The sequence below is a fragment of the Mycobacterium sp. E3339 genome, assembly GCF_001666915.1.
Classification (GTDB): Bacteria; Actinomycetota; Actinomycetes; order Mycobacteriales; family Mycobacteriaceae; genus Mycobacterium.
Map to the genome: position 1 here is coordinate 46,568 of NZ_LZIZ01000060.1, position 21,989 is coordinate 68,556.

At 69.7% G+C, this 21,989-nt stretch carries 18 protein-coding genes; 10 read left to right on the top strand and 8 right to left on the bottom strand.

What is annotated here, in order from left to right:
• Positions 1-2 precede the first annotated feature (2 nt).
• Positions 3-548 carry a phospholipase D-like domain-containing protein gene (locus tag A5702_RS05330; RefSeq protein WP_055401196.1) on the bottom strand — a complete coding sequence of 182 codons (546 nt, stop codon included), beginning with the start codon at positions 546-548 and terminating at the stop codon, positions 3-5.
• Between the two features lie 98 nt (positions 549-646).
• On the opposite strand from A5702_RS05330, the gene A5702_RS05335 reads away from it, so the two are divergent.
• Complete coding sequence (locus A5702_RS05335; protein WP_055401194.1) at positions 647-1,360, top strand: TVP38/TMEM64 family protein; 714 nt, start codon at positions 647-649, stop codon at positions 1,358-1,360.
• Here the strand turns inward: A5702_RS05335 and A5702_RS05340 are convergent.
• Complete coding sequence (locus A5702_RS05340; RefSeq protein ID WP_055401261.1) at positions 1,357-2,304, bottom strand: class I SAM-dependent methyltransferase; 948 nt, start codon at positions 2,302-2,304, stop codon at positions 1,357-1,359. The two genes, A5702_RS05335 and A5702_RS05340, sit on opposite strands and share 4 nt — an antisense overlap.
• 160 nt (positions 2,305-2,464) lie before the next feature.
• Between A5702_RS05340 and A5702_RS05345 the strand changes: the two genes are divergently transcribed.
• Positions 2,465-4,840 carry a lysylphosphatidylglycerol synthase transmembrane domain-containing protein gene (locus tag A5702_RS05345; protein ID WP_068218819.1) on the top strand — a complete coding sequence of 792 codons (2,376 nt, stop codon included), beginning with the start codon at positions 2,465-2,467 and terminating at the stop codon, positions 4,838-4,840.
• Between the two features lie 12 nt (positions 4,841-4,852).
• Here A5702_RS05345 and A5702_RS05350 read toward each other — a convergent pair whose 3' ends face one another.
• Positions 4,853-7,483 carry a GH92 family glycosyl hydrolase gene (locus A5702_RS05350; protein ID WP_068218821.1) on the bottom strand — a complete coding sequence of 877 codons (2,631 nt, stop codon included), beginning with the start codon at positions 7,481-7,483 and terminating at the stop codon, positions 4,853-4,855.
• 184 nt (positions 7,484-7,667) lie between these two features.
• Here A5702_RS05350 and A5702_RS05355 point away from each other — a divergent pair, with 184 nt between their 5' ends.
• On the top strand, positions 7,668-8,342 hold the full coding sequence (locus A5702_RS05355) for an LpqN/LpqT family lipoprotein (protein WP_055401188.1): 675 nt from the start codon (positions 7,668-7,670) through the stop codon (positions 8,340-8,342).
• Between the two features lie 78 nt (positions 8,343-8,420).
• Positions 8,421-8,906, top strand: a complete 486-nt coding sequence (locus tag A5702_RS05360) for a hypothetical protein (RefSeq protein WP_055401186.1) — start codon at positions 8,421-8,423, stop codon at positions 8,904-8,906.
• Here the strand turns inward: A5702_RS05360 and A5702_RS05365 are convergent, their stop codons facing one another.
• From A5702_RS05365 to galT, 3 genes are all read right to left on the bottom strand, one after another.
• Positions 8,907-9,581 (bottom strand): PAS and ANTAR domain-containing protein, encoded by a 675-nt coding sequence (locus A5702_RS05365; RefSeq protein WP_055401184.1) that lies wholly within the window; start codon positions 9,579-9,581, stop codon positions 8,907-8,909.
• Between the two features lie 407 nt (positions 9,582-9,988).
• Positions 9,989-11,077: a galactokinase gene (locus A5702_RS05375; protein WP_055401179.1), complete on the bottom strand. Its 1,089-nt coding sequence runs from the start codon at positions 11,075-11,077 to the stop codon at positions 9,989-9,991.
• Positions 11,074-12,153, bottom strand: a complete 1,080-nt coding sequence (galT, locus tag A5702_RS05380) for a galactose-1-phosphate uridylyltransferase (RefSeq protein ID WP_197506504.1) — start codon at positions 12,151-12,153, stop codon at positions 11,074-11,076. The genes A5702_RS05375 and galT overlap by 4 nt, the downstream gene beginning before the upstream one ends.
• A 98-nt stretch (positions 12,154-12,251) precedes the next feature.
• On the opposite strand from galT, the gene A5702_RS05385 reads away from it, so the two are divergent.
• A complete protein-coding gene (locus tag A5702_RS05385) occupies positions 12,252-14,426 on the top strand; it encodes an FUSC family protein (protein WP_068218948.1) in 2,175 nt (724 codons plus the stop codon).
• Here A5702_RS05385 and A5702_RS05390 read toward each other — a convergent pair.
• Complete coding sequence (locus tag A5702_RS05390; protein WP_055404259.1) at positions 14,423-14,824, bottom strand: hypothetical protein; 402 nt, start codon at positions 14,822-14,824, stop codon at positions 14,423-14,425. The two genes, A5702_RS05385 and A5702_RS05390, sit on opposite strands and share 4 nt — an antisense overlap.
• Positions 14,825-14,919: 95 nt before the next feature.
• On the opposite strand from A5702_RS05390, the gene A5702_RS05395 reads away from it, so the two are divergent.
• Positions 14,920-16,155, top strand: a complete 1,236-nt coding sequence (locus A5702_RS05395; protein ID WP_068218824.1) for a cytochrome P450 — start codon at positions 14,920-14,922, stop codon at positions 16,153-16,155.
• A 1-nt stretch (position 16,156) separates the two neighbouring features.
• Here the strand turns inward: A5702_RS05395 and A5702_RS05400 are convergent, their stop codons facing one another.
• Entirely contained in the window at positions 16,157-17,029 is an 873-nt protein-coding gene (locus A5702_RS05400) for an alpha/beta fold hydrolase (RefSeq protein WP_055404255.1), read from the bottom strand.
• Positions 17,030-17,129: 100 nt separating this feature from the next.
• On the opposite strand from A5702_RS05400, the gene A5702_RS05405 reads away from it, so the two are divergent.
• From A5702_RS05405 to A5702_RS05420, 4 genes are all read left to right on the top strand, one after another.
• Positions 17,130-18,017 (top strand): NYN domain-containing protein, encoded by an 888-nt coding sequence (locus A5702_RS05405; protein WP_055404252.1) that lies wholly within the window; start codon positions 17,130-17,132, stop codon positions 18,015-18,017.
• Positions 18,004-19,197: an MFS transporter gene (locus tag A5702_RS05410; RefSeq protein ID WP_068218828.1), complete on the top strand. Its 1,194-nt coding sequence runs from the start codon at positions 18,004-18,006 to the stop codon at positions 19,195-19,197. Before A5702_RS05405 ends, A5702_RS05410 begins: the two co-directional genes overlap by 14 nt.
• 126 nt (positions 19,198-19,323) lie before the next feature.
• On the top strand, positions 19,324-20,553 hold the full coding sequence (locus tag A5702_RS05415) for a cytochrome P450 (RefSeq protein ID WP_068218830.1): 1,230 nt from the start codon (positions 19,324-19,326) through the stop codon (positions 20,551-20,553).
• Positions 20,554-20,669: 116 nt separating this feature from the next.
• On the top strand, positions 20,670-21,989 hold the full coding sequence (locus A5702_RS05420; protein WP_156669497.1) for a hypothetical protein: 1,320 nt from the start codon (positions 20,670-20,672) through the stop codon (positions 21,987-21,989).

The window sequence follows — 21,989 nt, forward strand, 5'->3', positions numbered from 1 at the left end:
ACCTAGTGCGCCTTCGCGGCCATCTGCTTGAGCATCGCGTCGTGGATGATGTCGATTCTCGACCTCGCTTCCGCGCACACGTACGGGTCGCGGATCACGGTGAGTTGGTTGTCCTGCTTGGATTCCCCGCCGGTGGACCAGTTGGTCGAACCGGTGATGACGTCGACGCCGTCGATGATCACCATCTTCAGGTGCATGATCGCCGACTTCTCGCTGTGGCCGATGGCGATGCTGTTGCCGATCTTGTCGTTGAGCCACGGGGCCAGCAGGGCGCGCTCGGACTTACCCGCGGCCTGAGTGGAGTCGAGACTCATTTGCACATAGATGTTTTCGTCGTTCAGCGCCGACTGCAGCACAGAGTTGAGTTCCGCGTCGTCGTAACCGTACATCGCCACCACGATGGTCTTGGCGGCCGACGACAACAGCGCCTTGAGCGCGTCATGCACCCGGTCTACCGGGCTGTAGAACGTTCGGGTGGTGTCGGGATAGCCGGGCGGAAACGGCGCGGCCTTGAATTGATCGAGCTCGGTCAGCGATTTGAGCGCCATGGCGTTTGCTCCTTCCCGGGGCCGGCACCCGAAGAACTCTACGGCGAGCGCGCCCGAGCGGTCAGGCGTTTGGCGGGTGCGGGAGAATCGCCTGCAGCATGGACGACGGCGACGATTCCCCACCGGAGCCCACGGCGTCGCGGCGCACGCACGTCGTGCGGTTGGGCGTGTTCGTCGTGTTCCTGCTCGTGCTGTTCTATCTGGTGGCCGTCGCGCGGGTGATCAACGTCGACGAGGTGCGGCACGTGGTGTCGGCGACGGGCCCGGCGGCGCCGGTCACCTACGTCGTGGTGTCGGCCGTCTTGGGCGCCCTGTTCGTGCCGGGCGCGGTGCTGGCCGCGGCCAGCGGCCTGCTGTTCGGTCCGCTGCTCGGCGTCTTCGTCACCCTGGGCGCGACGGTGGGGACCGCGGTCGTCGCGAGCCTCATCGGCCGCCGGGCGGGCCGGGACAGCGCGCGGGCGCTGTTGGGGCCCAACCGGAGCGACCGCATCGACGCGCTGATCGAGCGTCGCGGGCTGTGGGCCGTCGTCGGTCAGCGCTTCGTCCCGGGCATCTCCGACGCGCTCGCCTCGTACGCGTTCGGGGCGTTCGGAGTTCCGTTGTGGCAGATGGCCGTTGGCGCCTTCGTCGGGTCGGTTCCGCGAGCGTTCGTCTACACCGCGCTGGGCGCCTCGATCGGCAACCGCTCGTCGGCGTTGGCGTACGCGGCCATCGCCGTCTGGTGCGTCACCGCCATCGTCGGCGCGTTCGCGGCGCGGCGCGGATACCGGCACTGGCGCGCCGGCCACCGCGAGGAAGCGGATCCCCGCTAGCCGCCCGGCCGCTCGGCCGCCACGAACAGGTTCCCCGGCACCGCGTCCTTGACCTCGTCGGCTGCCGCGCGGCCGTAGCCGGCCATCAGCTCGTCGGACGGGGTGACCGTGACGCGCCAGCCGTGACGACGGAACCAGTCGCCGACGTCCTCGCGCTCCTCGAAGTACCACAGCTCGTCGGTCCTCGGCACCTCCCGGTCCGGGTCCACCCGCGCCATCAGCGCCCGCACCCGGTCCATCCGCTCGCGGCGCCTGGCGCGGAACTCCGGGTCGAGGAACTTCGGCCCCAGCGCCTCCACGGCCACCCGGCTACCGGGGGCGGTGAGCGCGTGCACGCGGTCGAACAACAACTCCTGGGCCGCGGCCGGCAGGTATGGCATCAGGCCCTCGGCCGACCACACGCTGGGCGCCGACGGCTCAAACCCGGCCTGCCGCAACGCCGTCGGCCAATCGTGGCGCAGATCCACCGGGACCGCGATCCGGTTGCACGCGGGCTGCGCCCCGTGGTCGGCCAGCGTGGACAACTTGAAGTCCAAGACCCGGGGCTGATCCAGCTCGTAGACGGCTGTGCCGTCCGGCCACTGCAACCGCCACGCCCGCGCGTCCAGGCCGGCGGCCAGGATCACCGCCTGACGGATGCCCGCCCGCGTCGCGGCGAGGAAGAACTCGTCGAAAAAGGCTGTGCGCGAAGCCATGTAGCCGACCATCGCCTGCATCTGCAGCGGCAACTGGGGTTCGGCCTCGACGAGCTCGTCCGGCAGCTGCGGGGCCGAGTGCCAGTTCCACACCCCGTCGCCGGCGGCGTCGAGGAAGACCTGTGCGAACGGATCGGTGATCAAGGGGTTCTCGCTTCGCGTCTCGGCCGCCCGGGCCGAAGCCACCCCCAGCGCCGTCGCCCCCACGCTCTCGGTGATCTCCCAGCTGTCGTTATCGGTTCTGCCCACGCTCATGCCCTCCGATTCGCTAGCTCGCCTACCTACCCGACCCTACGCGCGCCGGGCGGGTGGCCGCTGTCGCGGAACCGGGCATCGGCGTTAAGTTGTCGGCGAGCCGGCGAGCGGGGTCAGCCAGCGGCGCCGAACGGATCCGAAGGATCATTACCACATGCGAGTCGACGGGCGCGAGATCAGCGTTTCCGGCAGCTTGCTGCAGCCGCTGACCCGGCGCACCAACGACATCCTGCGCCTGGCGGCGAGCGTGGTCTTCCTCGCGGTGGTGATCACCAGCTCGCTGATCACCCGGCCGCAATGGGAGGCGCTGGAAAAGTCCATCTCCCAGATCGTCGGGGTGCTCTCCCCCCGACAGTCCGATCTGGTCTACCTCGGGTACGGCGTGGCCATCCTGGCCCTGCCGTTCATGATCTTGATCGGCCTGATCGTCGGGCGGCAATGGAAACTGCTCGGCGCCTACGCGGCCGCCGCGCTGCTCGCGGCGCTACCGCTGTCGGTTGGCGGTAACGGGTTCTCGGCGCCGCGCTGGCACTTCGACCTCTCCGAACGCCTGCAGACCGTGTTGGGCCAGTTCCTCGACGATCCGCGCTGGATCGCCATGCTGGCGGCGGTGCTGACCGTCTCGGGGCCGTGGCTGCCCGCGCGGTGGCGGCACTGGTGGTGGGCGCTGCTGCTGGCCTTCGTGCCGATCCACCTCGTGGTCAGCGCGATCGTGCCGGCCCGCGCCCTGCTGGGCCTGGCGGTCGGCTGGCTCGTCGGCTCGGTGGTGGTACTCGTGGTCGGCACCCCGGCGCTGGAGGTGCCCTTGGAGGCGGCCGTGCGCGCGATGGCCCGGCGGGGGTTCGCCGTCTCGAGGCTCACCGTCATCCGGCCGGCCGGTCGCGGCCCGCTCGTCCTGTCGGCCGGATGCGAGCAGTCCGACCGCGCGGCGGTGATCGAGTTGTACGGCCCGCATCAGCGCAGCGGCGGCACGCTGCGCCAACTCTGGATAAAGCTGCGGCTGCGCGATGCCGAGACCGCTCCGCTGGTGACGTCCATGCGCCGCGCCGTGGAGCATCGCGCGTTGATGACGATCGCCGTCGGGGAGGTGGGCCTGGCCAACACCTCCACAATCGCGGTCGCCACCCTCGACCGCGGATGGATTCTCTACTCGCACAAGCCACCCGACGGCTCGCCGCTGGACCGATGCGCGCAATCCATACCGGTGGACCGGGTGTGGCAATCGCTGCGGGCCCTCAACGACCAGCAGATCGCGCACGGTGATCTGCGCGGCAACGAGATCACCGTCGACGATGGCGCCGTGCTCTTCGGCGGCTTCCACAACGCCGAATACGGCGCCACCGAGGCGCAGCTGCAATCCGACATCGCCCAGCTGTTGGTGACGACCTCGGCCCTGTACGACCCCAAATCGGCCGTCGCCGCGGCGATCGACGCGTTCGACCGGGACACCATCCTGAGCGCGTCGCGCCGGTTGACGAAAGTCGCTGTGCCGCGCCACGTTCGGAAGTCGGTCCCGGATCCGGGCGCCGTTTTGTCGGCCGCCCGCGCGGAGGTGAAGCGCCAGACCGGGGCCGACCAGATCAAGACCGAAACCATCACCCGGTTCACCCGCGGCCAGATCATCCAGCTGGTGCTTTTCGGCGCGCTCGTCTACGTCGCCTACCCCTTCGTCAGCACCGCCCCCACTTTCTTCTCCCAACTGCGGACCGCGAACTGGTGGTACGCGCTGCTCGGGCTGGCGGTGTCGGCGCTGACCTACCTGGGCGCCGCGGCGGCGCTGTGGGCGTGCACCGACGGGTCGGTGAATTATTGGCGGCTGTCATTCGTCCAGGTGGCCAACACCTTTGCCGCGACCACCACGCCCGCCGGCGTCGGCGGGCTCGCGCTGTCCACCCGGTATCTGCAGAAGAGCGGCCTGTCGGCGATGCGAGCCACGGCGGCGGTCGCCCTGCAGCAGGCCGTGCAGGTGATCGTGCACCTGTTGCTGCTGATCCTGTTCAGCGTGGTCGCGGGCGCCTCGATGCATCTGTCGCATTTCGTGCCGAGCGCCACGATGCTATACCTGATCGGGGGCGTGGCGCTGGGCATCATCGGCACGTTGCTGTTCGTGCCGAAGTCACGCAAATGGCTGGCCACCGAGGTGCGCCCGAAGCTCAACGAGGTGACGACCGACCTGGTCAAGCTGGCCCGCGAGCCGCGGCGGCTGGCGCTGATCCTGCTCGGTTGTGCGGGAACGACTCTCGGCGCGGCGCTGGCGCTGTGGGCCAGCGTCGAGGCCTTCGGCGGCGGCACGACGTTCGTGACCGCCACCGTGGTCACGATGGTCGGCGGGACGCTGGCCTCCGCCGCGCCGACACCCGGTGGCGTCGGGGCCGTCGAGGCGGCGCTGATCGGTGGGTTGGCCGCCTTCGGCGTGCCGGCCGCCGTGGGCGTGCCGTCCGTTCTGCTGTATCGGGTGCTCACCTGCTGGTTGCCGGTGTTCGTCGGCTGGCCGGTGATGCGGTGGTTGACCAAGAACGAGATGGTCTGACCCCCCGCGCGATTACTCGCTTCCCGCTTGCACCACGACGAGAATGGTTGACGTGCGCGCGCTTTCGCCGACCTTCGTGGTCAGCGTCGCCAGGTAGTACTCCTCGGGTACCGACCGCGCGACCGTGATGGGTACGTCGATGGATGCCGACCCGTCGGCGGAGAACTGGCCCGCCACCGGCGCCACGGTGATCCCGGGGTCCGAGCCCGACCCGGTGATGGTGTAGCCGCCGGCGGCGGCGATCATCCGTTGGGCGTCGAGTTTCACCGTGCCCGTGCTTCCCGGGGCGATCGTCACGACGGGGCTGGGCACGTTGACGGTCACCGCCGAACCGCCCGCGCCGAACGACGGCGGTGCGGACGATTCGCCTGTGCCCCAATCCTTGTCGGGATAGGCCGCGAGCGAGAACGCCAGATCGCCGCCGGTGCGGACGAACGGCTCGGGCAGCGACGTCTGGTCGGAGGCCACGCCGTCGACGCGCAGGCCGCTGATGTATTTGAGGGGGTGCGGGCCGGACGCCCCGGGCGCCGACATCCGAATGGTCTTGCCGCCGGGAAGCGAGATCACCACGCGATCGAACAGCGGTGCGCTCAGGGTGAGGATCGACGTTCCGGGAGTGCTGGGGTACAACCCGAGCGCGGCCCAGACGTACCAGCTGGCCATCGCCCCCAGGTCGTCGTTGCCCGGCTCGCCGTCGGGCGTCGGGCCGAACAGGCCCCGCACCCGGTCGACCGTGCGCTGGGTCTTCCACGGCTGACCGACGTAGTTGTACAACCACGGCACGCCGAACCCGGGCTCGTTACCGGCCCACAGGTAGGGCTCGTTGGGGCCGACGTTGAGCTTCTTGGTGAAGTTGTCGAGCCGTGCGGCGACGGCGTCGCGGCCGCCGAGGGCGGTCACCAGGCTCGCGACGTTGTGCGGCACCCACCAGACGTATTGCGCGGCGTTGCCCTCGTCGAATCCGACCTGGCCGAAATCCGAGGGCGACACCACGAACGCCGGGCCGGCGCGGAAGAAGCTGGTCCAGTTGCGGGGCGAGATGTAGCGGGTGGTCGGGTTGAACAGGTTCTGCCAGTACTGCGACCGGTCCTGGAATTCCGCGGCCGTCGCCGTGTCACCGAGCGAATCGGCGAACCGCGCGATGGCGAAGTCGTCGACCGACCATTCGAGGGTGACCGACGCGGCGGCGATCCAGCCGTCGGTGCGGAATTGATACGAATACGGCGCGTAGCCGAATTGCAGGTACGTGTCGATCCCCGGCCGTTCGACGTAACCGTTAAGTCCCACACCGCCTTTCGTGGCCGCGTCGACCATGTAGCGCAGCGCCGTCTTGGTGTCGAAGTCGGTGGCGCCGAAGGCGTGCAGGTTGACGATGAGCGGTACCACGTTGTCCCCGCTCATCTCGCCGGTCGCGGCGTTGGCGAACGCCCAACGCGGCAGGGCGCCACTTTGCTCGGCGTCGTTGACCAGCGATTGGGCCATGTCGGCGGCGCGATCCGGGAACAGCAGCGCCTGCAGGGCGGCCAGGCACCGGTAGGTGTCCCAGTCGGAGAAGTTGGCGTACTGCGTGCGACCCGTGGCCACGGTGTGAATCGCACCGTCGAATCCGATGTAACGCCCGTCCGCGTCGTTGAAGGTGTTGGGGTGCAAGAGCGATCGGTACAGGGCGGTGTAGAAGGTGTTGAGGTTGTCGGCGTTGCGACCGGCGACGGAGATGCGCGACAGGCTGGCGTTCCAGTCGCGCGACGCCGCGGCGCGCACGTCGTCGAAGCTCCCCGCGCCCTCGGCGGCCAGGTTGGCCCGCGCCCCCTCGATCCCGACGTAGGAGATCGCCGTCCGCACCTCGAGCACCGTCCCGGCCGGGAATTGCACGTATCCGCCGCTGTATGGGGAATTCGCGCCGCGGGCGCCGGGGTAGACCGAAAAACCGTCCCACGTCCCGTAACTGGTGAAGGGCTGGCTGAACTTCATGGCGAAATAGACCGTGTAGGTGTTGTTCTTGCCGCAGAAGCCGCCGCTGGTGGCCCAGCCGGTGATCGTGGTGTTGTCCTCCCCGATTTGGATGGTGGCGCGGGAGTTGCCCGCCAGCGACGCGCCGGAGCGCACCGCCAACAGCGCGGGGCGGCCGTTGCGCGGGTAGCTGAAACGCCCGACGCCCGTGCGGGTGGTGGCGGTGAGTTCCGCCTTGACCCCGGTCTGCGGGAACCGCACCGTGTAGTAGCCCGGCACGCCCTGTTCGGTGTCGTCGTGGGCGATCCGTTCCCAGCCCTTCCAGGGCTGTACGCCAATTCCGTTGGTGGTCGGCAACATTGAGATGTCGCCGAACGCGGCGCAACCCACCGATGCATGGGTCATGCTGAAGCCGGTGGCGCGGGGGTTGTCGTAGTTGTAGCCGGCGTAGTTGCCCACGGTGTCCGGTGAGTACTGCACCATCCCGAACGGCACGGTGGCTCCTGGGAAGTTGTTGATCTCCCCCACCGTCTCGCCGCCCGTCCCGGTGCCGATGAGCGTGGCGACGTGGTCGACCGGATTGGTCACGAATGCGGGGTCACCGTCGTACGCGATGGGCGGCGCCGCGGCGACGAACGCGATGAAGACGACCGACGCCGCCAGCAGCGCGACGAGGGCCCTTCGTGACCGCATACCTGTCTCTTACTGGACAACTCGGTATTGGGTGGGCGTTTTCCGGCCGAATTGGATAACGATTTGCCGGGCGGCCACCCCAAAAGTTCAAAAAAATATCGGCAAAGTCGCACGCCATTTGGGCTACTGTCATTTCGGCGTGGCCGGCGCTGGTACCGGCCCCAATTTTCGGGAGATTGGATTGATGAAACATTTGACGGCAGCAACCATTTCCGTGGCGCTGAGTTTGGCGCTCGTCGGTTGCGGCAACGACCACAAGTCCGGCAGCCAATCGTCGACCTCGACCAGCACGTCCACGTCGACATCCGCGACGTCGTCGGCGACCAGCGCGGCCCCGGCCGCGAAAGCCAAGTACACGATCGCGGACTACGTCAAGGACAACAACATCGCCGAGACGCCCGTGCACCACGGCGATCCCGGGCCGAACGTCGACCTGCCGGTGCCCAACGGTTGGCAGATCAACCAGAACGCCGGCACGTCGTATGGCGGCATCGTGCTGACCCAGCCCACCAACCCCTCCGACCCGCCGACCATCTCGGCGCTGTTCTCCAGGCTTTCCGGCAACGTCGACCCGGCGAAGATCATCCAGTACGCCCCGGGAGAGGTGCAGAACCTGCCCGGCTACCAGGGCTCCGGAGACGGCGTCGCGTCCACGCTCGGCGGTTTCCAGGCCTGGCAGCTGTCCGGCACGTATCAGAAGGGCGGCGCGACCCGGGTCATCGCGCAGAAAACCGTGGTGATCCCCAGCCAGGGCGCGGTCTACGTGCTCCAGCTCAACGCCGAGGGCCCGCAGGCCGATCAGGGACCGTTGATGGACGCCACCAACATCATCGACGACCAGACCACCATCACCACCTGAGGAACGTGACGGCGCCGCGGGGCCCCGCTCCGCGGCGACATCACACCCGAGGAACGCGATTGGCCGTACGGTAAGCGCATGACAGAGCAGTCGTATGCGATAGACGCCGGGCACCCGCCCTCGGCCGTGCTCCGCATCGTCAACCCGATGTTGGGTTTCCTGCTGCGCACTCCGCTCGCCGGGCCAGCCCGCAAACAGCTGATGGTGCTGAGCTTCACCGGGCGCAAGACCGGCCGGCCGTTCTCACTCCCGGTGAGCGCCCACGTGATCGACGGTGACCTCTACGCGCTGACCGGCGCGCCCTGGAAGCAGAACTTCCGCGGCGGCGCGCCGGCTCAGGTCGTCTTCGACGGCAAGACGACCGCGATGCGGGGCGAGCTGATCCGCGACCGCGAGATCGTCTCGGATCTCTACCTGCGCTGCGCGCAGTCCTACGGTGTCCAGCGCGCGCAACGCATGATCGGGCTGAAGTTTCGCGATCAACGCATACCGACGCGCGACGAGTTCGCCGAGGCGGTCGACCGGATGCACCTGGGAGCGGTGCGGCTGACGCCGGCCGAATGACTACGCCTCGGACACCCGTTCGTGCGCGGTGAGCAGGCGCTGGTCGAACCGTGAGCGCGACGCGATGGCCTCCTTGGCCAGCTCGGAGAAGTCCTGCGCGATTTGTTCGGCGAGCGCTCCCAGCTTCATGTTGCGTACCTGGGAAAGCGATCTGAGCAGGTTGAACGCCGCATCCTCGTCGACGCCGTAGACGAGCATCAGCATCCCTTTGGTCCGGTCGATGGCGCCGCGGCGCTCGGTGATTTCGGCCACCTGCGCGCTGATGTTTTCCTCGCGCTCACGGTCGGCGGACGGGGTGACGTCGACGTAGAAGCCGTGGGTGCCGATGACGTCGCCGCTGGCGTCGCAGAATTGATCACCCACCACGACCACTTCGTGCGTGTCACCGCGGGTGTCGACGATGCGATGCCTGGTGCTGAACGGCCCCCGTCGTTCGATCATGTCGTTGATGGTTGCGGCCACCTGGTTGCGATCGTCCGGGTGCTTGTGGCCGATGACCAACTCGGTCGTCGGCGTCACCGTTCCGGGTTCGTACCCGTGCATCCGCTGCACTTGTTCGGACCATTCCCAGCGCTGATCTTCGAAGTGAAAGCGAAACCAGCCGGCGCGCTGCGGGGTTCCGCCCGCGAGGGCCCGCTCGACCACCGGCGTCTGTCCGTCTAGTTGCCAGGCCACAACGCACGCTCCGCGGACGAGTTGGACGGCGACATCTGAAGGACCGCTCGCCGGATGGCGTCGCTTTCCTGCAGCCGAAGCTCCGAGGTGCGACACAGTTCGACGGACCGGTCGACCTGCTGTCGCGCACGTTGCATGGAACTGGCGGCGGAACGTTGCAGCGACCTGGCGACCTCGGATGTCTGGCCCCGACGGCTCGCGGCGTCTCGCCGAACGGTCTCCCGCAGCGCCGCGGTCCGGCGCGCCGATCGACCGCGATGCGCCTTCTGCCGGCACGCCGACGAGCAATACACCGCGTCGGACCGGGCCGAGAAGCCCGCGCCACACACTGCGCACGTAATCCCCCGCATAGCCGTTACGTTACAGCTATCGCGTAGCGCGTTACAGCTATGGCGGGAATTTGCGCCTCAGGCCGGACCGGCGCCGGCGGCGGCGCGGGTTCGGGTGATGACCGGCTGTTCGAGGCCGGCTTCGGCCACCGCCCGCCGCACCGCCTCGTCGACCGCGCCGGTGCGCTCGGCCGGCACCAGCGCGATCACGCAGCCACCAAACCCCCCGCCGGTCATCCGCGCGCCCAGCGCGCCCGCCCGCACGGCGGTGTCCGCGATCAGGTCGATGTGTTCGGTGGTGATGCCGAAGTCGTCACGCATGGACGCGTGCGAGGCGGTGAAGATCCGCCCCGCCGTGACGAAGTCCGAATCACGAAGCGCGCCAACATAATCGAGAACCCGCTGATTCTCGCTCAGCACGTGGCGGGCGCGGCGGGCGTCCAGGGGGTCGTGCACCGCGGTGACGGCGGACGGCCCGCGGTCCTGCACATCCCGCAGCGAGGCCGCCCCGAGATCGGCGGCCGCCCGCTCGCAGGACGCGCGGCGCGCGGCGTACTCGCCGCCCGCGTGGCTGTGGCGGGCGCGGGAGTCGATCAGCAGGAGCGCGACGCCCGCGGCGTCGGGGTCGAAGGCCACCGGCGCGACCGTGAGGTCACGGAAGTCGATCAGCAGCGCGGTGGCCGGCCGGGCGAAGAGCGAGGCCAACTGGTCGAGCAGGCCTGTGGGGGCGCCGACGTAGTCGTTCTCGGCGCGCTGGGCCAGGCGCGCCTGGTCTTTGGCCTCGATGCGCACGCCGGCGGCCGCCGCGAGCGCGCCCAGCGCCGCGCACTCCAGCGCGGCCGACGACGACAAACCCGACCCCATGGCCACGTCGCTGGTGATCCGCATCGCGCCGCCGGGCACCGGGTGGCCCGCCCCGCGCAGCGCCCAGATCACCCCGGCCACGTAGGCGGCCCAGCCGGTCACGCCGCCGGGGGCGGTGTCCAGCGGAATGCGCACCGGGCCCTCGGCGCGGTCGCTGGCCACGCTGATCGCGTCGCCGCCGCCGGGGGTGAACGACACCACCGTGCGCTGCGGCAGGGCGATCGGCAGCGCGAAGCCCAGGTTGTAGTCGGTGTGCTCGCCGATCAGGTTGATCCGCCCTGGCGCGGCGTAGGAGACGGTCAACCCAGTTCCCGCAGTCGCCCGGCCACGCTTTCGGGCGTGACGTCGCTGATGAACGCGTCCATGGCGGACTCGGAGGCCGCCAGGTACTTGAGCTTGGTGGCACTGCGCCGGATCGACATCAGCTCGACGTGGAAGTAGCCGTCGGCCTGGGCGTCGGTGTCGGCGTACTGGTGCAACGCCGAAATGTAGGGCAGCGGTGCCGAATACATCCGGTCGAATCGCCGCAGCACGTCGAGGTAGACGCGCGCGAAGGCGTCCAGCTCGTCGCCGTCGAGTTCGGTGACGTTGCGCACGAACCTGTTCGGGTAGATGTGCACCTCGACGGGCCAGCGCGCGGCGAACGGCACGAACGCGGTGAACAGGTCGTCGCGCGCGACGATGCGGCCGCCGTCGGCGACTTCGCCGGCGAGCAGGTCACCGAAAAGGTTGGTGCCGTGGCGGTTTCGGTGTTCGCGGGCCTGCCCGAGCATGGCGGCGGTGCGCGGGGTCAGATAGGGGTAGCCGTAGATCTGGCCGTGCGGATGGGTCAGCGTGACGCCGATCTCCTCGCCGCGGTTCTCGAAGCAGAACACCTGCTCGACGCCCGGCGTGGTCATCAGCTCGCCGGTGCGGTGCCGCCACGCCTCGACGACCAGCCGGGCATGCGCCGGTGCCAGCCCGGCGAAGGATCCGGTGTGGTCGCTGGAGAAGCAGATCACCTCGCTGCGGCCCTGCCCCGGGACGGACACGAAACCGTCACCGGCGGGCGCGAGCGCCGGGCCGGTGCCGGACAGGCTGGGGAACCGGTTCTCGAACACCACGACGTCGTAGTCCGGGGCGGGCACCTCGCTGGTCAACCCCGTCGGGCCCGGGCAGAGCGGGCACTGGTCCGGGGGCGGCTTGTAGGTGCGGTCCTGCCGCAGCGCGGCGACGATCACCCACTGCCCCGTCGTTCGGTCGAACCGCAACTCGGTACGCTGCCCGTCGCGCGCGGGCAGGGGCCTGCGATCTTCGACGGGCGTCGGGCGGTGCCCGGGCAGCGCGAAGAACAGCAGGTCACGGCCGTCGGCCAGCTTGGCCCGGGTCGGCGCTGTCACGATGTCGAAGACTAGCCGGTGTCGAACTTCGGGTAACCATGACGCGTTCGGCAGGTTGGGAAGGGAGGCCCGTGCTCTACGAGCAAGCCCGCAACTGGCTGATCGGCTCCGATCCCGGTCTGCTGCGGCTGCGCATGGCGACGCGGACGACGGCCGCGCTCGGCTGCTCGCTGCTGGCCCTCTACCTCCTGACCCGGGCGACGGGACAGCCACTGACGGTCGCCCTGCTCGGCGTCGTCATCACCATGGTCGCGTCGCGATCGGTCAACGAACCGGACCCGCGCCAGCAGCGGATCACCATGGCGCTGCTGCCCGTGCCCGCCGCCGTGTCCATCACCGCCGCCGCGGCGCTCGCGCCCCACCCGGTGATCAGTGACGCGGTGTTCGTGGTCGTCGTCTTCACCGCCGCCTACATTCGCCGCTTCGGCGCGCGCGGCCGCGCACTGGGCATGGTCGCGTTCATGTCCTACTTCTTCACGCTGTATCTGCGGGCGAGCGTCTCGGAGCTGCCGTGGATGATCGGGGCGGTCGCGGTGGGCACGGTGTGCACGTTCGTGATGACCACCTACGTCATGCCCGACCGGCCCGAGCGCGTGCTGCGGGCGACCATCCGGGCATTACGGGCGCGGATGGCGATCGTCGTCGACACCACCGCCGAGGCCGTGCGCACGGGCCGCCTCGATGAACGGCGCCGGCGCCGCATGCGGGCCCGCACGCTGCGGCTCAACGAGACCGCGCTGATGGTGCAGAGCCAGATCGAGGACAAGGCCGACCCGGCCATGCTGTGGCCGGGCGTCACGGCCGAACAGTTGGCCCCCTGGCTGCTCGACGCGGAGCTGGCCATCGAGTGGGTCGCCACGGCCGGCCGGCGCGCCGCGGCCCTCGCCGCACAGACCCCGACCGCCATCCCCGCCCCGACCCGGGCCGCGCTCGTCGGCGCGCTGTCAGGGCTGGCGCGGGCGATCCGCCTGCCCGAACCCGACGGCCTTCGGCGCGCCGCCGACCAGGCGCGGCAGCTGCTGGACGCGCAGAACGACGACGATCCCGGCGGCGCCGCGGTGCGCCGCCTCGCCCTGGCGATAATCAACGCCGCCACCGCGACCGCCGACGTCCGGGCCATCGTCGACCACGCCGCCACCGGCGCCCCGGACGGCACGGACAGCGAGCGGCCGCCGGCATCCGACGGCACGGACGCGACCGACGAGCCCGCCGAGGAGGCGCCGCCCGAGGGCCTGCGGCCGACCACCCGGCAGGCCATCCAGGTCGCCGTCGCCGCGTCGCTGGCCATCGTCGCCGGCGAGCTGGTGTCGCCGGCCCGCTGGTATTGGGCGGTGATCGCCGCGTTCGTCATCTTCGCCGGCACCAACTCGTGGGGCGAGACCCTGACCAAGGGCTGGCAACGCCTGCTCGGCACGTTGCTGGGCGTGCCCTGCGGCGTGCTGGTGGCCTCGCTGCTGGCCGGCGACAAGACGGCCGCGCTGGCCGGGATCTTCGTCTGCCTGTTTTGCGCGTTCTATTTCATGACGGTCACCTACAGCCTGATGACCTTCTGGATCACCACCATGCTGGCGTTGCTGTACGGCCTGCTCGGCCAATTCTCGTTCGGCGTATTGATGTTGCGGATCGAAGAGACCGCGCTCGGTGCGGTCATCGGGGCCACCGTGGCCATCGTCGTGCTGCCGACGCACACCCGCGCCGCCATCCGCGACGACACCCGCACGTTCCTGGCCAGCCTGTCGGCGCTGATCGACGCCTCCGCCGCGACGATGTTCGGCGACGACGAGGGCGTCAGCCCGTCGGAGCGGGCGCGCCGGCTGGACCGGGACCTGCAGCAGTTCCGGGTCACCGCCAAACCGTTGCTGGCCGGGGTCGCCGGCCTCGCGGGCCGGCGCAGCATTCGCCGGGCGCTGCGCATCTTCGCCGCATGCGACCGCTACGGCCGCAGCCTGGCGCGCAGCAGCGAGCAGTACCGGGGCCCGGCGGCCTCGGAACCCGTTGCCCAGGCGTTCACGGCCGCGGCGGCACAGACTCGTCGCAACATCGACGCGCTGGCCGCCGCCATCGGCACCGGCCGCGCACCGACCATCGTGTCCGCGGCCGACGACCTCGACGCCGCCGAGACCCTGGCGCGGCAGCGCGAGGGGCCCGATACCCGGCGGTTGCTCACCGCGGTGCATGCGCTCCGCCAGATCGAGCGGGCGGTGGTGACCGCGGCCACCAACCTCGGTGGGCGCGAAACCGCGGCGCCGCCCAGCCGAATCGAGGCGGGCTAAAGGCCGGGCAGGCAGGCCGGGAAGTAGCAGGGTTGGTTTGGCCCCTGGGCCTTTCGCACCAGGTCGAACAGCTCGAACATGGTCTGCAGCAGCCGCATTTCCACGCCGGGCCGCTGCTCCGGCGGCAGGTTCTGCGTGTCGTTGGACACCCTGGTGGCCTGCTGCTGCAGCTGCGTCAGCCGCTGCTGGCGTTGCGCCGGGGTGAGGTTGTCCCAGTTGTCGTGCAGGTCGGACACCTGCTGCTGCAGCTCCGCGACCTCCGCTTCCGGGTCGGCCGGCGGGGCCAAGGGATAGGAGTGGGTCGCGACGGGCGCCGCCGCGATCTCGGCCTGCGCGCAAGCGGCCGTTGCCAGCGCGCCGGCCGCGAGGCCCGCCGCCACTATCGCCGTGATTTTCATGGAGCCTTCTTTTCTTCATTGCTCGGCTTTATGGTGCTGGCAGTAAGCCACGTCGGGTTTGCTACCGATCCCAAGCGCGTCCGAGGAGGAAGCCGATGGCCACGCCGAACCTCCCGCCCGGCTTCGACTTCACCGACCCCGACATCTATGCCCACCGCCTCCCGGTGCGGGAGTTCGCCGAACTGCGCGCGACGGAACCGATCTGGTGGAACGAGCAGGCGCCCGGCGCGGGCGGGTTCGGCGACGGCGGCTACTGGGTGGTGACCAAGCACCGCGACGTCCGCGATGTCTCGCTGCGCAGCGACGTCTTCTCCTCGGCCACCAAGTCGATCGTCCCGCGGTACCGAGAAGACCTGGCGGAAGGGCAGATCGAGGCGGGGCGGGCGTCGATGATCATGATGGACGATCCCGAACACAGCCGGTTGCGCAAGATCGTCTCGCGGGCCTTCACGCCCCGCGCGGTCGAACGGCTGCGGGCCGGGCTTTCCGAGCGGGCGCGCCGCATCGTGACCGAGGCCGCGACGGCGGGCTCGGGGGACTTCGTCCGCCAGGTGGCCTGCGAGCTACCGCTGCAGGCGATCTGCGGGCTGCTGGGGGTGCCGCAGGAGGATTACGACAAGCTGTTCGACTGGACCAACAACATGATCGGCAGCGACGACCCGGAGTTCGCCGGCAACGACGCGCTGACCTCCGCCGGCGAATTGATGTGGTACGCAATGCAGTTGGCGGCCCGCAAGCGGGAGAACCCCGGCGACGACATCGTCACCACGCTGGTCCGGGCCGACGCCGAGGGCCAGCACCTGTCGGAGGCGGAGTTCGGCATGTTCGTTGTCACGCTGGCCGTCGCCGGAAACGAGACGACCCGCAACTCGATCACCCAGGGCATGATGGCCTTCACCGACTACCCGGCGCAGTGGGGGGTGTTCAGGGCTCAGCGGCCCAAGACCGCGGCGGACGAGATCATCCGTTGGGCGACACCGATCACGGCCTTTCAGCGCACCGCGCGCCGGGACACCGAGCTCGGCGGCGTCCGGATCGCGAGGGGCCAGCGGGTGGTGCTGTTCTACCGCTCGGCCAACTTCGACGAAGAGGTCTTCGACGACCCGTACTCGTTCAACGTCCTGCGCAGCCCGAACCCCCACGTCGGCTTCGGCGGCACCGGGGCGCACTACTGCATCGGCGCCAACCTGGCGCGCATGACGATCGATCTGATGTTCAACGCGCTCGCCGATCTCGTACCCGACCTGACCCCGCTCGCGCAGCCGGAACGGTTGCGGTCGTCGTTCATCAACGGCATCAAGCACTGGCAGGTGGATTACCGGGGCGCGTAGGTCACAGCGGTAGCCGCTCGCTGTCGCTCTCGTGGCGCTCACCGTTCGCGATGAAGTCCTCGATCAGCTCCACGACCTGGGTCGGCGCCTCGACCTGCGCGAAATGCCCGACGTCGGGCAGGATTTCGAGCCTGGCGTCGGTGCGGGCCTCGTGCGCGGCGTACGCGTGATCGACGGGGATGATGCCGTCGCGCTCTCCCCAGATCGCCATGACCGGCAGGTTCTCCCGCAGCCGCAGCCGGCTGAGCGCGCTGACCGCCTGGCCGCGGTAGTCGACCACCGACCGCAGCGTCCGCAGGAACGACTGCCGGGTGTCGCCGTCGGACAGCGACGAGTAGGCGCTCCACAGCTCGGCCCCGCGCGGCGACTGGATGCCGGCGCTCTTCATCCAGGACCGCAGCCGGTTGCCGATGGACAGCACGGGCTTCGGCGCGATGATCGGCAACACCAGCTCGGCGCCGGGCGCCGAGAGCAGCCGCAGCACCCATCCCACGTCGGGACCCAGGCCGCCGCTGCTGATCAAGATCAACCGCTTGGCGTAGTCGGGGTGCTGGTAGACGAACTGCATCGCGACCCCGCCGCCCAGCGATTGGCCGACCAGGGTGGCCTGGCTCACGCCGAGCTCGTCGAGCAGGTCGCGAAGCCAGACCGCGAACGCCCCCAGCGAATAGTCCGTGCGGGGTTTCGCCGACTCGCCGTGCCCGAGCAGGTCGGGCGCGATCACGCGGAACTTCTTCGACAGCGGCGGAATCACCGACCGCCAGGTCTCCGAGCTACCGGCCATGCCGTGGATGAGCAGGAGCGCCTCGCCGTCGCCCTCGTCGCGGTACGCGACGCGATCGCCGTGCAGCTCCAGATACTTCAACTCGTTCATGGCCCCGGGGATACCCACTCCGGCACCGATTACGGCCGAATCGTGACGGAAACCGCTTCCGGGCGCCGCAGTGCCGGACGCCTCAGCGATGATTTAGCCCATGACCGAACCGGTTGCGGCCCGCGTGGCCGTCTACCTCGACTTCGACAACATCGTGATCTCGCGATATGACCAGGTGCACGGCCGTAACTCGTTCCAGCGGGACAAGGCCAAGGGGCTCGAGCAGTACGCCGAGCGGCTGGACCGGGCCACCGTTGACGTCGCGGCGATCCTCGACTTCGCGTCGTCGTTCGGGACGCTGGTGCTCACCCGGGCCTACGCGGACTGGTCGGCGGACATCAACGCCGGGTATCGCGGGCAGCTGGTGGCCCGCGCGGTCGACCTGGTGCAGCTGTTCCCCGCGGCGGCCTACGGCAAGAACGGTGCCGATATCCGGCTGGCGGTGGACGCGGTCGAGGACATGTTCCGGCTGCCCGACCTGACCCACGTGGTGATCGTGGCCGGCGACTCCGACTACATCCCGCTGGCGCAGCGCTGCAAGCGCCTCGGGCGATACGTGGTGGGCATTGGGGTGGCCGGCGCGTCCAGCCGGGCGCTCGCGGCGGCCTGCGACGAGTTCGTCATCTACGACTCGCTGCCCGGGGTTCCTGCCCTGGAACCCGAGCCCGCGGAAGCCGAGGCGAAGCCGGCGAAACGGCGGACCGGAAAGGCCAAGGCGGCGCAGCCGGAGGAACCGGAGCCGCCCGATCCACAGGCCGCCGCCACGGCGCTGCTGACCCGCGCGCTGCAGATCGGCCTGGACAAGGACGACGTCGATTGGCTGCACAACTCCGCGGTGAAGGCACAGATGAAGCGGATGGACCCGTCGTTCAGCGAAAGGTCTCTGGGGTTCCGCTCGTTCAGTGATTTCCTGCGGTCGCGGTCCGATGTCGTCGAGCTGGACGAGACGTCGACGACGCGGATGGTGCGGCTTCGTGCGCAAGGGTAAAACCGACGCGAGGCCCCGCTGGCTCACCCGCAACGTCGCGGTGCTCTCCGGGGTCTCGTTCCTGCAGGACGCCGCCAGCGAGCTGCTTTACCCGCTGCTGCCGATCTACCTGACGGCCGTGCTGGGCGCGCCACCGTCCGTGGTGGGAGCCGTCGAGGGCGCGGCCGAGGGCGCGGCGTCGCTGACGAAACTGGCGGCCGGCCCGCTCGGGGACCGGTTCGCGCGGCGCCCGCTGATCGCCGCCGGTTACGGGATGGCGGCGCTCGGCAAGGTCATCGTCGCCGTCGCCGGGGCGTGGCCGGGCGTGCTGGCGGGCCGCGTCGTCGATCGGCTCGGCAAGGGCGTGCGCGGTGCCCCGCGCGACGCGCTGCTGGTCGCCGACGTGCCCGAGGCCCTGCGCGGCCGGGTGTTCGGCTTCCACCGCGCGATGGACACCTTCGGCGCGGTGGTGGGCCCGCTGCTCGGGTTGGCGGGCTACGAGCTGCTGGACCACCGGATCCCGCCGTTGCTGTATGTCGCCATCGTGCCCGCCGTCCTGTCCGTGGCGTTGGTCTTCCTCGTGCGCGAGCGCGGCCGGCGCGCCCCGCGAGAAAAGCGCGAGTCCATGTGGGCCGGGGTGCGCTCGCTGCCGCGACCGTACTGGCGGGTGACGGCGCTGCTGGTCGCCTTCAGCGTGGTGAACTTTCCTGATGCCCTGTTGTTGTTGCGGCTCAACGAGATCGGCTTCTCGGTGGTGGGGGTGATCCTGGCCTACGTCGGATACAACGCGGTGTACGCGTTGGCCAGTTACCCGGCCGGCTCGCTGGCCGACCGCATCGGCAGGCCGGCGTTGTTCGGCGTCGGGCTGACCTTCTTCGCGATCGGCTACGTGGGGCTGGGGCTGACCACCGACGCGGTGACGGCGTGGCTGCTGATCGGCGCCTACGGAATGTTCACCGGCTGCACCGACGGCGTCGGGAAGGCCTGGATCTCGGGGCTGGTCGACGAGGATCATCAGGCCAGCGCGCAGGGGGTGTTCCAGGGCGGCGTCGGGCTGGCCGTGCTGGCGGCCGGGTTGTGGGCGGGCTTCCTGTGGGGTTCGAACGGCCAACTGCCCCTGCTCATTTCGGGAGTCACCGGCGGCGCGTTCGCGGTCGCCCTAATCGGCGGCCAGCTGGTCCGCGGCAGGCGACGCGGCTAGCCGCCCCCACGCTGGCCACACATAGCGTCCTTTTCGTATGGCGGCTGGCGGGTTTTAACCCCAATGTCGTTGACACTCCCCCAGGGCGGCCATACATTGTGTGAAAGTTGTCGCTAGGAGACCGCAGTGACCGTCGGTACCGCTCCTACCAGTGTTTTCGATGCCGACCTGCCCACGTTGGCGTACGGTGCCGAGGAGTCGCCCGCCGAGGTCTATCCGCGCCTGCAGGCGGCGCAGCGGCAGGCGCCGGTCGCCATCGGACCGCACGGCCCGGAAGTCCTCTCCTATCACCTGGTCCGCGCGGTGCTGCGCGACGCTCGCTTCCAGATCCCGCCCGGGATCAATCTGCTCGCCCAGGGCGTCACGTCGGGCCCGCTGTGGGACAAGGTGATCAACAGCCTGCTGTGCCTGGAGGGCGACGAGCACCACCGCCTGCGCAGCCTGACGTCCAAGGCGTTCACGCCCCGCGCGACCCTGCGCCTGCACGACACCATGGTCGAGGTGATGAACGGGCTGATCGACACGGTCATCGACGCGGGCCGCTGCGACGTCGTCACCGACCTCGCCCGGCCCTACCCCGTCCCGATCATCTGCGCGCTGCTCGGCGCGCCGCGCGAAGACTGGCGGCAGTTCTCGCTGTGGGCGGACGACGTCTTCAAGGCCTTCAGCTTCAGCGTCGACATCCGCGAGGTCGAGCCGGTCGTGATGCGCGCGTGGGGCGAGCTCGACGACTACGTCGACGACATGGTCGCGCGGCGGCGGCACAGCCTGACCGACGACCTGCTCTCCGACCTGATTCGCGCGGAGGATGACGGCGACCGCCTGAACACCGCCGAATTGCGGATGCTCGCGGGCGGCCTCCTGCTGGCGGGTACCGACACCACCCGCAACCAGGTGGCCGCGTCGGTGCACGTCCTCTGCGAGCACCCCGAGCAATGGGGCCTGCTCAAGGAGCACCCCGAGCTGGCGATGCGGGCGGTCGAGGAGACCATGCGGCACTCCCCGATCGCGTGCGGCACCATTCGCCTGGTGGTGCGGGACGCCGAGCTGGACGGCTACCTGTTCCCGGCCGGAACGATGGTCCTGGTCAACACCGCCGCGGCCAACCGCGACCCGGCGGTCTACGACGACCCCGACCGCGTCGACATCACCCGCGAGGGGGCGCCGCCCATCCTGACCTTCGGCGGCGGGGTGCACTACTGCCTGGGCGCCAACCTGGCCCGCCGCGAGATCGCCGAGGCGCTGAACGTCATCGCCGGCCGCCTGCTCAACCCGCGCACGGCCGGACCGGTGCCGTGGAAGCCGATGGTGAGCCTGAGCGGCCCGACGAGCCTGCCCATCGAATTCGACCGCTAGCCGGCGCCCATGTGACGCAGGCCGCCTTAAGTCGCGGGCGTGCGGAGGCGGCTTTACGCTCCTTGGTTACACGAACTTAACGGGGGTTTTCGATGCGGGCGTCAACTGGGCGAACCATGCCCAAATACGGGCTTGCCCTCGTGGCGCCGGCCGCCTGCCTGGCCATCGCGTCCTGCTCGGCGACCGCGGCGCCGCCCGCAGCGACCCCCACCACCTCGGCGGCCAAGCCGAAGCCGACCGCCGTTCCGGCGCCGGCGCCGATCACGGGTCCGCTGGAAAAGGACTGGAAGACCTATGGCGGCACGGCCTACTTCGGCTGCCCCGACAAGTATTCGGGCGGCAAATCCGCGCTCGACGACATCCGCCCCAAGATCTTCGACACCAAGACCGGGCAATACGTCGCGCCGCCGGTCCCGGCCGTTCCCGCCGGCGAAAACCTCACCGGCGCCATCTGCGCGCTGACCGGCACAGCCGACGACATGAAGGTCGTCTACCTCGTCACGACCGTCAAACCCGCGCAGGCGCAACAACCCGAAGTCACCAAGGCGACCGCATATGCCTACGACTTCAAGGCCGGCCAACCGTTGGCGACCAAGGAACTGCAGCCGCCCACCCCCGACCTGAAGCTCACCGCGGCCAAGGACTGGGGCCTGTCCTCGACCGCGGCGGGCGTCGCGTGGATCAACGCCTTCACCGACGGCCGCGCCCCCACGTCGCCGCCGCGGACGGTGATCCTTTCCCCCACCGACCTGTCGATGCCCTGGAACGACCCCCAATCCGGGCGCGCCTGGCAGGACGTCCTGGCGTTCCAACGCAACTCCGATCCGGCCAGGACGTCGGGCGCCGAACTGCGCCGGCCCAGCGGGGAGCCGATCTTCCAGGACAACGACATTCGCAGCGTGGACGCCGAATTGTCCGATGGGCCCGACAAACTCGTGAAGATCACCCATTCGGATCCCGCCAACCCCGCGGCGCTGTCGACCATGTTCTACGACCTGAACGCCAAGGCCGTCATCAAAGTCGGCGACTCCGACCGCATTCCCGGCGGCGGGCTGTCCGCGACGTTGTCCGGCGGGAAATTGTTTGTCGACGGCCATGATTCGGAGGGCACCCCATTCGGCTTCGGGGTGTGGAACCTGCGCAGCCAGCAGTGGGACTTTGTGAAGACGCACGATGAGGCGAAGAAGATGTCGGTGGCCAAGATCGCGTTCTTCGAAGACCACCTGTACATCACCAACGCCGGCAACACGTTTGCGGTCCTCGCCCTGCCCGCCACCGAGCCGATCGCGACCACCTGGTCCGTCCGACCCTTCGCGCGGATATCGGGCTGGACGCTGGTGTGCCGGGGCGAGAACGCCGCCGCCCTGAACGGCGACTGCAAGGACATCGTGATGGTGCAGGACCAGGACGGCCGCTTCCCCGGTCCCTGGTCCTGA